Genomic DNA, 13,945 nt, shown 5'->3' with positions numbered 1-13,945 from the left:
GGTGGGATGAAGTGTAGGGGCAGGGTTTCCCTGCCTGCCCAGGAAGGTTGTGGGGTCAGGGGTAGAGGGGTCAGAGGAGTGGAAGCGGTCGTAGCTGAAGGGCTGAAGGAGCGGATCGGGCTGGTGCTGAATGGACTGGGTGATCAGTTTGGCGGTGATCGGGGCGAGGAGGATGCCGTTGCGGTGGTGACCGGTGGCCAGGGTGAGGTTGGTGCAGGGGCCGGGACCGAGGATAGGCAGCTGATCGGGCGTGGTGGGTCGATAGCCCCACCAGCATTCCTGCAAAGGATAGGCTTGGAGGGGAGGATAGAGGCGGATGGCGGCGTTGAGCAGCTGGGCGATACCGGCAGCGGTGTTATGGGGGCTGAAACCAACATCCTCGGTGGTTGCGCCCAGGACGATACGGCCATCCTGCCGGGGCACAATGTAGATTTCTTCACCGAAGAGAACGCGGTGTAGGGTGAGCTGAGCGCTAGCATCGGGCGTCCGTAGCGCCAGCATCTGACCTTTGCAAGGAAAGACTGGCAGCGGCAGCAGCTGACTCGACCAGGCTCCTGTCGCTAAAACGTAGTGCTCGGCCTGAAATTCACCGGCGCTGGTACGCAGGCTAGCGATTTTCTGCTGCCGTTGGATCAGCGCTTCAACAGCAACGCCTTCCTGAATATCAACACCTAGCTCTTGAGCAGCCGTCCGCAGAGCCTGAAGCAAGGCTCGGCTATCCACCTGACCTTCTTCGGGATAGAACCAGCCGCCTTTGACGGCGGGATTCAGCCCAGGCTGATAGTGGTGAATGGCCGTACCGGATAGCGGTACCTGAGCCGCCTGGCTTTCAGAAGGCGCTTGTCCAGCCGTAAGCGTCAATACAGGGGCAAGAATGCCGCAGGGCCAGTAGCCGGTCGTCTGGCCAGAAACCGCTTCGATCTTGCTAACCCAGTCGGGGTAGAGGGCTAAGCTGCGCAGACAGAGCTCCAGCATGGGGCCAGGCGCTAGTCCCTCGGCACGGGGGGCCAGCATACCCGCCGCCGCCTGGCCAGCAGCGGCCTGAAAATCGCGGCTGAGGAGGGTGACCTGGGCACCTTGCAGCCGCAGTTCGGTCGCGATCGCAAGTCCGATCACGCCTCCCCCGATCACCAGTATTTCTGCCAGATTCATACCACCCCGGTCAACAACTGCCTAGACTTCTAGCTTAGGCCAAAGCCCGGCGGACTTACCACAGGGCTCGGACGGCGGGCTGAGGGGTAGCCGCCGGTTCAGGTTCCAGGGTATCGGCAGCGTCGTTGACTTCACTCGCGTCGGGCTGGTTGCTGAGATTGGTAGAATCTTGGGCCAGTGTGGGAACGGTCGTATCGGTAAAATTGTCGCTGCTGTCAGCCGTCTGTACTTGGGAAGTCTGTCGCTGGGGGAGCTCTCCGGCCTGCTCTAGCGGGGATAGATCGGCACTCGGCTGCTGCACTATGCGGGTCTCTCCATCAGCACTGCGACCAGCACTTTGACTGGAATCACTGGAGACAAACCGGCCCGAACCCGACTCAGCCGTCCGCACCTCGTCGCCATCGACCCAGCCCGCAAACCGGTTTGAGGCCCTCGCGCCGTAGATCACTAGCAGCAGGATGCCAAATATGACGCCGCCGACCACATATTTATTGGTAAAATTTGCCATTGCCCGATCCCGCCACATGCCAATTCCCTTACGCTTGCGAACACCACTCGTCCAAAATACCCCGGCAGCGGGCGGGTGGGCTCCTCCACAGTGACTATTTTTCAGGCGCTGGGCCAGAATTGAGCCAGAATCAGGCTGAAGGGGCTAGAGTATGGACTAGTGGAATAACCCCATTGCATCTCCTCAGCCCCTAGCCTGCCCATGCATACCTGGACTTGGCAAAGCTGGCAAGGTAAGCCTTTTCTCACCTGTAGCCTGCTCGACTCTTGGCCTCACGGTTTTTTTACCCGGCAGTGGTATCCTGAGCTGCCCGCTGCCCTGACGCAGGCGCTCTCTGCCCGCGCGGTCAGCTATCGGGTCCGGCAGGTCCACGGCAGTACAATCCTCACCTCGTCGGATATTAAGCTCCCAGTCGTAGAGCCAGCGGGAGGGAATGAGTCCCGTTCCGAGCGGCCTCCGGCGGACGGGTTGCTCAGCGAACAGCCCGGCCAGGCCATGTGGGTCTGTACGGCAGACTGTACGCCTGTGCTGATTGGAGATCGGGCAACGGGGCAAGTTGTGGCTATCCACGCTGGCTGGCGGGGGACGGCTCAGAACATTGTGCCCACCGCAATCTCAAAGCTCCAGGCCCGGGGCAGCCGGGTGCAGGATTTGCGGATGGCAGTTGGTCCGGCGATTTCGGGCGATGTCTACCAAGTGGAACAGGAGGTCGCGATCGCGGTGGGCAAAACCGTAATGTCAGGCTCGGCCAATGCCCCAGCTGAAACCGTCATGGCGCGGCTGCGTCAGGCCCAAAATTCGCCCGTTTTAGACGATCCTGAGCCGGGGCGAGTGCGGCTAGATGTCCGTCGGATTAATCAAATGCAGGCCATTCAAGCCGGTATTTTGCCCGAGCAGATCGCGATCGCGCCCTACTGTACCTATCAGCAGCCCGAGCATTTCTTTTCCTACCGCCGCACCGGCGAGCGACAGGTGCAGTGGTCGGGGATCGTCAGCCGTTAGCCTAGCGTTAGCCCAGCTAAGGCAGTTCTTCATTTGTCGGCGGCGGGCCAAAGGCGGGCGTCAGGAAAGCAACTAGGGCACCAATCGCAAAACCCGCGACATTGCGGATGACCGGCAGCAGATCGGGTGTCCGGGTGACCACCGGGCCGAGGCCAAAGGCGATAAACAAAATTCCCCAGAGTGGCGAAAAAATCAGTACCCACTGCCAGGCAACCACCTGACCCGCCCGGCGCGGATGGGCCGCAAAGCCGCAGATGACGCCACCCAAAACCGACGTGATCAGCGTCAGAATCCACTGCTCGCGCGGCAGGCCGGGTACCACGGCACAGCCGCCCCGGCTGAGGCAGGTCTCTAAGGCCGATAGGGACTTTAGAACAGACCCATCTTCGCCATATTCCCGGACGAAAAACTGATTGCCAAACCGGGTCTGAAGCTCAATCCAAAACGTGCGCGGCAGCAGCGGAAAAACCGCATCGCCGACGCTAAAGCTCAGCAGGTTGCCGCCGCGGGGGTCAGCCACCACCATGACGCTTTTATCATCCAGTCCCCAAAAGTCTTTCACCGCTCTGCCGGGCGTCTGGTCAAACTGAGTCAGGACTCTTAGCTTCCAGCCGGTCTCCGACTCAAACTCGGGTAGGTGCTGGTTTAGGTAGTCTTCCTGGGCGCTGGTCAAAATCCGGGCGAGGTCAACCACCACAGTGGGCTCATCGGGCAGCAGCTCGGGATTGTCAAAGGCCTGAGCCGGCGACGCGATCGCCCATATGCCTACTGCTAGACAGCCCGCTAGCCAATACCGAGCCGCTCGACCTAAGAACAGATTGATGAAGCGCATGTTTATGGCTTGTACTAAGCAAGCCCCCGACGTTTTGTTTACAGTTGTTTACCTGATTTTAATAATAATACTTTGGCACCCCTACTCGGGTCGTGAATCAGCTGAATCTGACCTGGCTGGCTGGGGCCGGTCTGGCTGGAGGATGGGCGGTGCTTCAGCCGGATCGGCGGACGGGCCAGCTGCGGGGCGACGGGAAATCGCTGCATCGAGCGGCGGGCGGCGGGTGGGTGGGCGGCGACGGCGCGGCGGGCGGCCCATGAATACTTTCAGGGCTGCCCGAGTCCCGGCCCAGAGGCTGCGGCTGGTCACCTGGGCCTGCCGTGCCTGCTGTCGTGCCTGCACCATCCCCCGATCAACCTGCTCCACCAGCTGGCTAGCGCTCTGTAGGCCATTGGCCAATTCCGTGCTCAGCTCAGACACTTCTCCCCCCGTTTGGCGAATCGCTTCCAGCGTTTCTGGCAGTTCGCGGCTGAGCAGGTCGCAGAGCTTTTCGGCACTGCGAGCGGCCCGCGCCAGCTCACGCATCGCCGGGATCGCCGTTACCAGCAGCGCCATTAGGCTAACGGCAACCAGCAGCAGCGATAGCCCCAGCCAAAATAGCGGATCGCTCACAGCCTACTCGTCCAATGGCGCCGCTACCGGCGGCTCGGGACGCTGCTGCAAATGTTCATACTCGCGTCGGCTGGCGGCCTGCCCCGCCGCGATCGCTTCGCGCAGTCGCAGCAGCGTCTGCTCCCAGTTGCGCAGGGTGGTCTCAGAGAACCGGTCGGCCTGAATCTGGAGACTCGCCGACAGGTCTTCGGCGAGCTCTGGCAGCGCATCGGCTGATTTTTTCAAAATTCGACGGGTCTCTCGGCCCGAGCGGGGCGCTAGCAGCAGCCCCGTCACAGCGCCAATCGCAGCACCCATCACGACGCCGCCGAGAAACCCTGACGATTTATGCTCAGCCATTGCCTATCTCCTAGTTCTATGGGGGGACTTCGCCGAAATCGCTGCTCGATACAGAAGCAGCCTTTGAACTAACCCTATTAAAGCGAGAAGCTGACGGGTTTGCTGATATCCACGCTTCAGTCGGCCATATTTTTGCTGCCAGATCAGGGCTTGAAGCTGCTCTTGCTTGAGCTGGTAGCTCGTCTGACTGAGGGATAGAGCAGCCATGTCGTACCACTGGTCGAGCTGACGGGTGGTTTCGGCCAGGTCCCAGCGCAGCCGCCAGACTCTGAAAGCCAACCCTAAGCAGAGCCCAGCTAACAACCCGTTTCCGGCTAAAACTAAGGCAACTTGGGCCAGACTCATTTACCAGTCCGCGGCATAGCGCAGCACCAGCGGCTCAAGGTCAAGCTCGTGGGGTGCTTTCACTCGAGCTTCGAACAGCGCCATGATATCTCGCAACCGGGGCCGGCCGCGGTGAATGCCCGAACTCCCCGCAGCAATCACAATGGCGCAGCAGCCCTGACTTTTCACTTCGGCCTTGGCCCAGAGCGCCAGCGCGCGCTCGTCTGTGGGGTCGCCTTTTTCGTACTCATGAACGAGATGAAAGCTGCCGTCTCCGGTCTGCAGCAGCCCCACCTGAAAAAAACTACCACTAATCGGATCGCTGCCGGGGTTAAAGCAGAACGCCTCGACTCCCCCGAGATCCCGAAGCTGCTGGACCAGCAGCTGGGCTTTAGGCCGCGTGGTTTGAACGAGCAGGACGGGCCAAGGACTAGCCGCTGGACTGGCGGACTGACCCCCCTGCGGCGACGGGCTGAGGGCCTGATAGTAAACCCGCGAAGCAGCCCGCAGCTCAGCCAGCTGGCTGAGACTGTGCTGGGTCAGCACAATGATGGACCCCTCGGGAATGCAGTCATCCTGTAGGGGCGGTAGCCCGGCTGGGTCGGCTAGGTCAACGAAGGCATCTGTCTCCTGAATCAGCTCAGCGGCAATGTCGGGCAGAGTACGCACCTTGACCGTGAGCGTTGTGCTGCTGTCAGGCATCGGATTGGGAATTCGGAAACGACTCTCAATCGACTCTAGGGCGAATTTTTGCAGCCGACTGTGGTGTTTGGTGAAAAATCGATGCAGCGCCTCTAGGGCCACGATGAACGTCGCGGCTTCTTCATCGGCCAGATCCGAGCGCATGCCTTCTAAAGGATGCAGGCTGCCAAAGTCATAGCTTACGGCCAAGTTGGGGGCAGTCGCGACTGCGCCGAGCTGGGGGGGTTGTAGGCCAGCCTCAATCGGCTCAAAGTTGATGAACAGGCAGTCCTGCTCTAGAAAAACCTGCTGCATCTCTTTGGGGGAGGCGTCAGGACGGCTGAGGACGTCCCGACGAAACTGCTTTAGCGAGTTGAGGGAACGGTACAGCAGCAGGCCATACTCGACTCCGGCCATCCCCAGCACTGAAATATAGAGGGTTTCGATCTCCCAGCAGTTGAGCTCAACCGCCAGAATTTCTTGCTCGCTGAGAAACTCCCAGGGCGCATCCCGCCAGATGGCTTCGGCAGTTTTGACCAGAGCGGGGGCGTAGACGGCGGGCAGGTCGCTCTCGGGTAGGTCAATCTGTAGGCTGTCAAGAATATCGTCTACGAGCGGCAGGCGGGCAACATACTCAATGTCGATATCCAGGTTTTGTAGCGCCCCTCTCAGAAAAAACTGGATTTCGCGATCGCGCACCACAATCTTACGCGGCCGAGCCGGTTCCACGCCGCTCTGCGGCCGCTCAATCGCCTGCACCAGCGCCCTCACCATCGCTTCGGGGCCGGTCTCGGCTGGCACCATACTCAGCGCTCGCACCACGCCCTGGGTACCGTCTACCCAGAGGATACAGTCCCCTTGCTCAGGTCCCTCCTCGCCAAGCTCTCCAAGCGCCATCGGCGCATCCAGCTCGGCCGTCAGCCGCCGCCGATCGCCCTCCCAAACGCTCATGAGTTTGGGAAGCTGATTGAGGCGACGACAGGTAAACGGGCTGAGTTGGCTCATAGGACGCTATAGTTCGGAACAGACAGCGGGCTGCGGATCTGGGAGGACGCTGGCGAGGTCGGCCGATGGTCTACTAATAAAATATCGCCTCCCCGCAGCAACCGGGTGAAGTATCGCGGAATTATTAAACCACTTCCCCGGCCCGGGTCAACGGCGACTCGGTTTTTGGCAACCCGGTTTTTCCTTTTAAGCGGCTGGGGAGCTGGAACAGCTGCGCTAAACTAGAGCCATCCAATCCCTACAGCAAAACTAGCGCGGGTAATTTCTATGGCACAGGCAACCCCCCAGGCAACCCAGCCCAAAAAAGGCATCCTCATGTCAGAAGCGGCTCTCAAACACGTCATGGCGCTACGAGAAAAGCAGGGCAGCGACCTCTGCTTACGCGTCGGCGTTCGGCAGGGCGGCTGCTCCGGCATGTCTTACATGATGGATTTTGAAGACCCCAGCCGGATTTCTGAGCAGGATGAGGTCTATGACTATGACGGCTTCAAGGTGGTCTGCGATCGCAAAAGCCTGCTCTACCTCTATGGCCTCATGCTCGACTACAGCGACGCGCTGATCGGCGGCGGGTTTCAGTTTACTAATCCCAATGCCAGCCAGACCTGCGGCTGTGGTAAATCCTTCGGAGCCTAATCCATGCCAACCATCGATACTCAGTTTGACGAAGGCCTTCAGCGCTATAAAGATGGCGAGGCGGCTGAGACGCTGATTCCGGTATTCAAAGAGATCTGCACCCAGGCCCCGAAGAATAGTGCCGCCCGTACCTGCTTGGCCTGGCTCTATCTGCTCGATGACAGGCCCAATGCCGGCTTCAAAGCCGCCCAAAAGGCGGTCAAGCTCAATCCTCAAGATCCCCAGGCCCGGGTCAACCTCGCGATCGCGATGCTAGACAGCGGTAAAAGCGGCGTTCGGGAGCAGATTGAGCGGGTCAGTCAGATGATCCAAGCGGTCGAAGAGCTGCGCAATGAGGTTAAGACCAACCTTGAAGAAGGATTAAGTCGAAAGCCCGATTGGAAAGGGCTGATCCGCGTCCGGGATTGGCTATTCGGCCGCTGAAATCCCGATTCTTTAAGGGGTAGAGAGAACGATTGTGATCCCCGGTCGAGATCAGGCAATTTACAGTTATTCATCACGGCTTGTAACAAAAGCCCAAAAATAGCCGAACGACGATTGATTTCAGCAATTTCCTTTTGACCCCATTTGCCCAGAGCATCAGCGCTCTGGGCCAGTCCGAAGCCATTAAATGGCCTTGAAACAATTGATCAGATAACTTAATGAGCGATCCCCGAGATGACTGATAAGATTTAGTGAAGTTGGCAATAACTTTTAGTTTTCATTCCAGCTTTCACTTCGCTCTTTACTTTTTCGGGAGTCAAACTATGGACATTCGTAATGTAGGCGTTAAGCCAGAGACTCGCAACCACAAAGGCAGCTTTGTGCAGCAGGCAGACTATACCTTTGTTGAGATTGATAAGTCTGGTTGGGCATTAATTTGCATTGACGATGCGGTTTGTCATTATGTCGATCCCGATAACTTGCTTGCGTCTCAGCTCGATGGCACCCAGGCCGTCTAAGCAAGCTGCCTGAAGTTTAGCGGTCTGAAACTAAAAAATAAGGGCTGTCCTTCTGAGTTAGGGCGGCCCTTACTTTTCGCCCCTTAACTTTTGACATAGAATATTTAACACCCCTCAGTCGCTCACTCGTGAAAGATCGCTTCCTCAACGGGTTGAATACGGCCCTGATGCTCAACCTTTTCTTTGTCCTGGCCAGCTTTCTCTGGTTTGCCACGGCGCTAATCGGGCGCAGCCTGAAGATTAATCTGGGCTTTGACCTCTGGTACCGGCTTTGGGAACCCCTATTTATGCCCGCCATTGGAATTTTGATGGCGGGCGCAATCGCCAGCGGCGTAATCAGCTGGATGGCGAGAAAGCTCTCCGCGGCAGAATCCAAGTAGCTGCTCCCCGTTCGGCCTGCTCCTCGGCTTAGCTAACTACCAGGTTCGATGAATGCGCTCATACCAGCGCACCAGAATTTTGGCGAGCCGGGTCGGGTCGTGACGAACGACGCCCGTGTGGGCGTCTTCGGTCATGACGTTGGCGATGATGATGCGACGGCCCGCAGCCAGGACCGTTTCGCGGTCGAAATGAACATAGTCAGCACCTTCGCGGCGATACTGATGAATTGCCGCCGCCGAAGGGGGATTTTTTTGGACCAGGACGGCGTCAAACAGCGGCCGCCCGCAGGCCCGGTCGATAGCGCGGATATGGTCAGACACCTGAAAACCCTGGGTTTCACCGGGCTCAGTCATGATATTGCAGATATAGATGCGGGGGACATGGCGAGCCGCGATCGCATCTACAATTTCCGGCACTAGCAGGTTAGGAATGATACTGGTATAGAGGCTACCGGGGCCAATAATAATATAGTCCGCCGCTTCAATCGCCTCTAGCACCTGGGGCAGGGCCGGCGGCTGGGCCGGCCGGCAACCAATACCGACAATCTGGCCGCGAGCCCTGGCGATATTGGACTCGCCTTCGATCAGGCGGCCATCGCTGAGCTCGGCCCAAAGGCTGACGTCGCTGAGGGTCGAGGGCAGCACCCGACCGCGTACGGCCAGCACCTGAGAGCTCGCCGCGATCGCCTGCTCCCAGTCGCCGGTAATCTCGTTCATCGCCGATAGAAACAGATTGCCAAAGCTGTGGCCGCTGAGCCCGCTGCCGGTCATAAACCGATACTGAAACAGCTCCGTCAGTAGCTTTTCCTCGTCGGCCAGGGCCGCTAGACAGTTGCGAATATCGCCCGGCGGCAGGCCGCCCATCTCGCGCCGCAGCCGCCCAGATGACCCGCCGTCATCGGCCACGGTGACCACGGCGGTAATATTGGCGCTGTAGTGCTTCAGCCCCCGCAGCAGGGTCGAAAGCCCCGTCCCACCGCCAATCACCACAATCCGAGGGCCGCGATTGAGGCGGCGATGGGTCGCGATCGCATCCCACAGGTTGTCTTCACTGCTGACGGGTAGCAACACCTCCGTCACCGCCCCCAGGGTGCGCGTCTGCCCCCAGACGATCAGCAGAACGCCAATCAAGATGGCCAGCGGCCCGCTGATGTAAGAGGGCACGAGCTGGGTAAAGAGATTGAGCAGATTGCCGACAAACCGCACCGTATAAAAGACCGGCGTCAGCTTCAGCCAGACCATCAGCCCTAATCCCACTGTGAGCACGCCCAGCGTACTCAACAGCAGCCATCGCTTGACCAGCAGCCCAGGCGTCAGCCATCTCAGCCAGCGCTGGCGCCGCGAGGGTGAGAAGAGCATCTTTCGATAGGCATGGAAGGTGTGTCGGAGCTTGCCAATCACCTCGGGACCTAAAAGCATGAGATTTGCAGGTCAGCCAATAGTACAGCAAAAGCAGCCGCAGCCTGAGTCAGCTGGAGCAGAGCGGATGATTTATCCGTCTGCTGCGGCCATGGGTTATCTTGTCATAAGCCACCTGTTCTGTCGCGCCTGCACGGCCATTTTAAGCCGCGACGCAAAACAAAGATGCCCTATTCCGTCTCTCCTCAGCCCGACCCCTGTAGCGACAATCCCCTGATTGAGCTGCGTGGCATCTCTATGCAATTCGGGAGAAACCGGGTTTTAAATAACATTGATTTTACGCTCTATCCGGGCGAAGCCGTTGCCATCATTGGACCTTCGGGAACTGGAAAGTCAACTATTCTAAGAATTATTGCTGGCTTGCTGGCCCCTAGCGCCGGCGAGATCTATGTCCGGGGGGAACGGCGGCTGGGCCTGATTGAGGATGGACCCGACCGGTTGGGGGTAGGTATGGTCTTTCAGCAGGCCGCGCTGTTCGACTCGCTGACCGTCTCTGAGAACGTCGGCTTTTTGCTCTATCAGCATTCACGGCTCTCCAACCGGGCCATCCGCGAGCGGGTGCAGGAGGCACTGGCGATGGTGGGACTGCCCGACGTAGGCGACCTCTACCCGGCAGAGCTTTCCGGCGGCATGCGTAAGCGCGTCAGCTTTGCCCGAGCGGTGATGTCCAACCCCGACGATCTGAGCGAGCGGCCCAGCCTGCTGCTCTATGACGAGCCAACGGCGGGCCTCGATCCGATTGCTTCGACCGTGATTGAGGATCTGATCCGAGATATCCACCAGGGTCGGGGCTGTAGCTCCTATCTGATTGTGACGCATCAGGAAAGCACCATTCGTCGCACTGCCGATCGGGTGGTCTTTATGCACCAGGGTCAGATTCAATGGACGGGGCCGGTGGATGAAATTGACCATACTGATAATCCGTTTATCCGACAGTTTTTCAGCGCTCAGGTTCAGGGACCTATCCATGTGGCAGGATAGGTCTGTTTGGTCCAGGCTCATAAGCTCAACAATAGAGAAACGACATGCGGGCGCGAACAATTCGAGAAGGTTCTGTAGGGCTGCTGATCCTGGTCGGCATCGGTCTGTTTGGGCTCCTGATCCTCTGGCTACGGGGACTCAATCCGACCAATCGGGCCTACCGGCTGATTGTGGAGTTCAAAGATACGGCCGGGATGCAGATTGGCACGGCGGTTATGTACCGGGGCGTGCCGGTCGGGCGAGTGACCTCAATTGACGCCCAGGCCAATGTCGTCGAAGTCGGCGTCGAGATTACCCAGTCAGAACTGCGCATGCCCGCTAGCGTTTTGGTAGAAACGATTCAATCGGGACTGATTGGCGAGACGTCAATCGAGATTACGCCGTTGGAGCAGCTTGCAGCGGCGGAAGTCGCTCTGAGTCCGGCGGGTAGAGACTGTGATAGCACCGTCATCCTGTGCGATGGCGATCGGCTGGAGGGGATAACCGGCGCCAGCTATGAAGAACTGCTGCGCTCGGCGGAGCAGATCGCCGATGTGCTAGCCGAGCCGGACCTGGCCGACCAGGCGCGGGTGCTGCTAGAAAACGCGTCTACGGTAACCGAAAACGTAGTCGAGCTGACGGAGGAAGTGACGGTGCTGACCCAGGCTGCCCAGCAGGAGATCGGTCCGCTCTCTAGCGCAATTCAGCAGACGACGAGCTCAGCTACGAGTACGGCTCAACAGCTGGAAATCGCTGCGGCGGAACTGACGGATCTGCTCGGCAGCAATCGCGTCGCCCTGGTCTCTACGCTGAATAACTTTCAGGTCACCAGCGAGCAGCTGCGGACGGTCGTCGATCAGTTTGGTCCGTCGATTAGCAACGTCAATACGGAGCAGCTCGTGAGCAATCTGGAGCAGCTCTCGGCCAATGCCGCTGCCGCGTCAGAAGACTTGAGTGCAATCACCGGGGTCCTCAATACCCCCACCAATGTGATCCTGATCCAGCAGACCTTAGAATCGGCCCGCGACGTTTTTCAAAGCGCCCAGAAGCTTCTGGCCGATGTCGATGACCTGACTGGCGACCCTAGCTTTCGCGACGGCATCCGCGACCTAGTTGACGGCCTCAGCGGTCTGGTGTCCTCCAGCCAGCAGCTGGAGCAGCAGACTGAGTTCGCACAGCTGCTCGAACAGGCCCAGCAGGCCAGCCTACAGCCCGATTCTGCGGCGCCGGCACTGAGCCCAGATTCAAACGCTGCTTCCCAGACCGAGTCCAACAGCAGCGGTCGGCCCGTTTTAGTCTTTGACGGGCAGCGGTATGTCTTGCAGATCGCAGATAGCACCAAAGCGAAATAGCCCGTGAATAGGCCCGTACCCGATCCAGATATCGCGCTGGAAGCCCACCAGCTCTGTAAAGCCTACGGTCGAGGTCGTCGTCGATTTGTGGCAGTGCGGGAGGTCTCGCTGACGATCCGCGCCGGGCAGGTGCTGGCTTTTTTGGGTCCCAACGGCGCCGGTAAGACGACGACGATTAAAATGATCGGCGGCCTGATTCGCCCCGATCGCGGCTGGGTGAAGCTGGCGGGGCTGGATCCGCACCGTCAGCCGATGGCGCTGCGGCAGGTGGGTGCCGTTTTAGAGGGCAATCGCAACCTCTACTGGCGGCTGACGCCGCCGGAAAATTTAGAATACTTCGGGGCGCTGCGGCAGGTGCCCCGGCGGTTGGCCCGCCAGCGCGGACAGGTGCTGCTTGAGCAGTTTGGCCTGCTGGAAAAGCAGCGAACGCCGGTGCAAAAGCTCTCTCGGGGGATGCAGCAAAAGCTGGCGATCGCGGTTGCCTTAGTCCACCAGCCAAAGCTGCTGCTGCTGGATGAGCCGACGCTCGGGCTGGATGTCGAAGCCAGCGAAACCGTAAAGGCGCTAGTGCGCGACATTGCCGCGTCGGGCTGTGCAATTTTGCTCACCACCCATCAGCTGGCAGTGGCTGAAGCGCTATCAGATCGGGTCGCCATCATTCGGCAGGGCCAGATTGTAGCCGAGCAGCCGACCCAGGCGCTGATTCAGCAATTTTCCGACTCGGCCTACCAGATTCGCTTTGCCGGGCTGCTGAGCGACGGGCAGCGAGACGCGATCGCGGCCCTGGGTGCCACCGTTACCGAAAACCGCATTCGCTACGCGGGCTCCCCCACCTCGCTATACACCCTGCTCAGCCTGCTGAAGCCGCTGCCCCTATTGGAGGTGAGCCAGCACCGGGCCGACCTAACCGACGTATTCCTCCAGCTGGTGCGGCAGCCCTCTCCCCCAGAGCCATCAACCCCGACGCCTAAACCCGATGATTAACTTGCTGATGGGTGAATTTAAGCGCACCTGGATTCAGTTTCTGCGCTATCCGGCTGAGGTGATTGGCGGTGTGATTATCATTACGTCGGTGTTCTACGGTCTGTTTATCAGCGCCCAGTATATGGCCGGACCGGCGATCGCATTTGGCGACCGGCTCGACGCCATTGTCGTGGGCTATGTGCTGTGGACGCTGGTGATTTTCATCGTCAACGACGTCGCCACCAATCTCCAGCTTGAGGCGCAAACCGGCACCCTGGAACAGGTCTTTCTGTCTCCCTTTGGCGCATCCAGGGTGTTTCTGGCCCGGGCGATCGCCAGCTTAGGACTCCGGCTGACGCTGATTTTGACCATCCTGCTGATCATCATGGGCATAACCGGCAGTCGGATTCAGTTTCCGCTAGCGCTTGTGCTGCCGCTGGTGACCTTGCTGCTGGCGGCCTATGGTCTGGCCTTTGTGATGGGGGCCTGCGCACTTATCTTTAAGCGGGTGCAGCAGGTGCTGGGCATCTTTCAGTTCGCGCTGCTGTTTCTCCTGGCGGCGCCAACGGAAGACTGGCGGGGTCCGGCCCGGGCCTTTGCCAACGGGCTGCCGATGATCCCCAGCACGGGGCTGCTGCGAGACCTGATGGCTCGGGGGGCCGGGCTGGACTGGGGGCAGATGGGCGTCGCGATCGCCAACGGGCTGCTCTACTTTGCCCTGGGCATGGTGGTCTTTGGCTGGGCCGAACGCCAGGCCAAACGACGCGGTACGCTGGGCGGCTATTAGCTGGTGGACAGGTTTAACGATCGGCAGGGGCAGGCGGCGTCATTTCGAGCTAAAG

General features: G+C 59.4%; 17 protein-coding genes. 9 read left to right on the top strand and 8 right to left on the bottom strand.

All coding sequences use genetic code 11. The features are described 5' to 3' along the window. A partial coding sequence (thiO, locus tag IQ241_RS21410) for a glycine oxidase ThiO (protein ID WP_193911159.1) occupies positions 1-1,152 on the bottom strand: 1,152 nt, incomplete at its 3' end. A gap of 55 nt (positions 1,153-1,207) precedes the next feature. After that, positions 1,208-1,660: a hypothetical protein gene (locus tag IQ241_RS21405; RefSeq protein ID WP_193911157.1), complete on the bottom strand. Its 453-nt coding sequence runs from the start codon at positions 1,658-1,660 to the stop codon at positions 1,208-1,210. 201 nt (positions 1,661-1,861) lie between these two features. Between IQ241_RS21405 and pgeF the strand changes: the two genes are divergently transcribed. Beyond that, positions 1,862-2,662, top strand: coding sequence for a peptidoglycan editing factor PgeF (gene pgeF / locus IQ241_RS21400; protein ID WP_193911155.1), 801 nt, complete (start codon positions 1,862-1,864; stop codon positions 2,660-2,662). Positions 2,663-2,678: 16 nt separating this feature from the next. On the opposite strand, the gene IQ241_RS21395 is transcribed toward pgeF, so the two are convergent. From IQ241_RS21395 to IQ241_RS21375, 5 genes are all read right to left on the bottom strand, one after another. Next, positions 2,679-3,494 (bottom strand): TPM domain-containing protein, encoded by an 816-nt coding sequence (locus tag IQ241_RS21395; protein WP_193911153.1) that lies wholly within the window; start codon positions 3,492-3,494, stop codon positions 2,679-2,681. 81 nt (positions 3,495-3,575) lie between these two features. Next, positions 3,576-4,106 carry a DUF948 domain-containing protein gene (locus tag IQ241_RS21390; RefSeq protein ID WP_193911151.1) on the bottom strand — a complete coding sequence of 177 codons (531 nt, stop codon included), beginning with the start codon at positions 4,104-4,106 and terminating at the stop codon, positions 3,576-3,578. Positions 4,107-4,109: 3 nt separating this feature from the next. Then, on the bottom strand, positions 4,110-4,445 hold the full coding sequence (locus tag IQ241_RS21385; protein ID WP_193911149.1) for a YtxH domain-containing protein: 336 nt from the start codon (positions 4,443-4,445) through the stop codon (positions 4,110-4,112). A gap of 3 nt (positions 4,446-4,448) precedes the next feature. Further along, the gene (locus IQ241_RS21380; RefSeq protein WP_193911147.1) at positions 4,449-4,790 is read right to left on the bottom strand and encodes a hypothetical protein; all 342 of its coding nucleotides are present in this window, start codon (positions 4,788-4,790) and stop codon (positions 4,449-4,451) included. After that, a complete protein-coding gene (locus IQ241_RS21375; RefSeq protein ID WP_193911145.1) occupies positions 4,791-6,455 on the bottom strand; it encodes a DUF6930 domain-containing protein in 1,665 nt (554 codons plus the stop codon). Positions 6,456-6,722: 267 nt separating this feature from the next. On the opposite strand from IQ241_RS21375, the gene IQ241_RS21370 reads away from it, so the two are divergent. From IQ241_RS21370 to IQ241_RS21355, 4 genes are all read left to right on the top strand, one after another. Continuing rightward, entirely contained in the window at positions 6,723-7,088 is a 366-nt protein-coding gene (locus IQ241_RS21370; RefSeq protein ID WP_193911143.1) for a HesB/IscA family protein, read from the top strand. 3 nt (positions 7,089-7,091) lie between these two features. Then, positions 7,092-7,511, top strand: a complete 420-nt coding sequence (locus IQ241_RS21365) for a tetratricopeptide repeat protein (protein WP_193911141.1) — start codon at positions 7,092-7,094, stop codon at positions 7,509-7,511. Between the two features lie 323 nt (positions 7,512-7,834). Continuing rightward, positions 7,835-8,029, top strand: coding sequence for a hypothetical protein (locus IQ241_RS21360; RefSeq protein ID WP_193911139.1), 195 nt, complete (start codon positions 7,835-7,837; stop codon positions 8,027-8,029). Between the two features lie 128 nt (positions 8,030-8,157). After that, positions 8,158-8,409 (top strand): hypothetical protein, encoded by a 252-nt coding sequence (locus tag IQ241_RS21355; RefSeq protein WP_193911136.1) that lies wholly within the window; start codon positions 8,158-8,160, stop codon positions 8,407-8,409. 36 nt (positions 8,410-8,445) lie between these two features. On the opposite strand, the gene IQ241_RS21350 is transcribed toward IQ241_RS21355, so the two are convergent. Beyond that, positions 8,446-9,768, bottom strand: coding sequence for a gluconeogenesis factor YvcK family protein (locus IQ241_RS21350; RefSeq protein ID WP_228021942.1), 1,323 nt, complete (start codon positions 9,766-9,768; stop codon positions 8,446-8,448). Positions 9,769-9,993: 225 nt separating this feature from the next. Here IQ241_RS21350 and IQ241_RS21345 point away from each other — a divergent pair, with 225 nt between their 5' ends. The 4 genes from IQ241_RS21345 to IQ241_RS21330 are packed head-to-tail and all read left to right on the top strand — an operon-like array spanning position 9,994 to position 13,890. Then, positions 9,994-10,809 carry an ABC transporter ATP-binding protein gene (locus IQ241_RS21345; RefSeq protein ID WP_193911132.1) on the top strand — a complete coding sequence of 272 codons (816 nt, stop codon included), beginning with the start codon at positions 9,994-9,996 and terminating at the stop codon, positions 10,807-10,809. 44 nt (positions 10,810-10,853) lie between these two features. Further along, positions 10,854-12,140, top strand: a complete 1,287-nt coding sequence (locus tag IQ241_RS21340; RefSeq protein ID WP_193911130.1) for an MlaD family protein — start codon at positions 10,854-10,856, stop codon at positions 12,138-12,140. Positions 12,141-12,143: 3 nt separating this feature from the next. Beyond that, positions 12,144-13,124 carry an ABC transporter ATP-binding protein gene (locus IQ241_RS21335; protein ID WP_193911128.1) on the top strand — a complete coding sequence of 327 codons (981 nt, stop codon included), beginning with the start codon at positions 12,144-12,146 and terminating at the stop codon, positions 13,122-13,124. Beyond that, positions 13,117-13,890: an ABC transporter permease gene (locus tag IQ241_RS21330; RefSeq protein ID WP_193911126.1), complete on the top strand. Its 774-nt coding sequence runs from the start codon at positions 13,117-13,119 to the stop codon at positions 13,888-13,890. Before IQ241_RS21335 ends, IQ241_RS21330 begins: the two co-directional genes overlap by 8 nt. Positions 13,891-13,945: the final 55 nt, after the last annotated feature.

The sequence above is a fragment of the Vasconcelosia minhoensis LEGE 07310 genome, assembly GCF_015207255.1.
Classification (GTDB): Bacteria; Cyanobacteriota; Cyanobacteriia; order Phormidesmidales; family Phormidesmidaceae; genus Vasconcelosia; species Vasconcelosia minhoensis.
Note: the sequence above shows the minus strand (reverse complement) of the source record. Positions and strands in the feature narration are given on the sequence as shown.

What these genes read in the sequence shown, in the direction of transcription:
- pgeF (WP_193911155.1), top strand. Translation starts at nt 1,862, where the DNA reads ATGCATACCTGGACTTGGCAAAGCTGGCAAGGTAAGCCTTTTCTCACC.
- IQ241_RS21350 (WP_228021942.1), bottom strand. Translation starts at nt 9,768, where the DNA reads ATGCTCTTCTCACCCTCGCGGCGCCAGCGCTGGCTGAGATGGCTGACG.
- IQ241_RS21370 (WP_193911143.1), top strand. Translation starts at nt 6,723, where the DNA reads ATGGCACAGGCAACCCCCCAGGCAACCCAGCCCAAAAAAGGCATCCTC.
- IQ241_RS21330 (WP_193911126.1), top strand. Translation starts at nt 13,117, where the DNA reads ATGATTAACTTGCTGATGGGTGAATTTAAGCGCACCTGGATTCAGTTT.
- IQ241_RS21405 (WP_193911157.1), bottom strand. Translation starts at nt 1,660, where the DNA reads ATGGCAAATTTTACCAATAAATATGTGGTCGGCGGCGTCATATTTGGC.
- IQ241_RS21365 (WP_193911141.1), top strand. Translation starts at nt 7,092, where the DNA reads ATGCCAACCATCGATACTCAGTTTGACGAAGGCCTTCAGCGCTATAAA.
- IQ241_RS21375 (WP_193911145.1), bottom strand. Translation starts at nt 6,455, where the DNA reads ATGAGCCAACTCAGCCCGTTTACCTGTCGTCGCCTCAATCAGCTTCCC.
- IQ241_RS21385 (WP_193911149.1), bottom strand. Translation starts at nt 4,445, where the DNA reads ATGGCTGAGCATAAATCGTCAGGGTTTCTCGGCGGCGTCGTGATGGGT.
- IQ241_RS21360 (WP_193911139.1), top strand. Translation starts at nt 7,835, where the DNA reads ATGGACATTCGTAATGTAGGCGTTAAGCCAGAGACTCGCAACCACAAA.
- IQ241_RS21380 (WP_193911147.1), bottom strand. Translation starts at nt 4,790, where the DNA reads ATGAGTCTGGCCCAAGTTGCCTTAGTTTTAGCCGGAAACGGGTTGTTA.
- IQ241_RS21345 (WP_193911132.1), top strand. Translation starts at nt 9,994, where the DNA reads ATGCCCTATTCCGTCTCTCCTCAGCCCGACCCCTGTAGCGACAATCCC.
- IQ241_RS21340 (WP_193911130.1), top strand. Translation starts at nt 10,854, where the DNA reads ATGCGGGCGCGAACAATTCGAGAAGGTTCTGTAGGGCTGCTGATCCTG.
- IQ241_RS21395 (WP_193911153.1), bottom strand. Translation starts at nt 3,494, where the DNA reads ATGCGCTTCATCAATCTGTTCTTAGGTCGAGCGGCTCGGTATTGGCTA.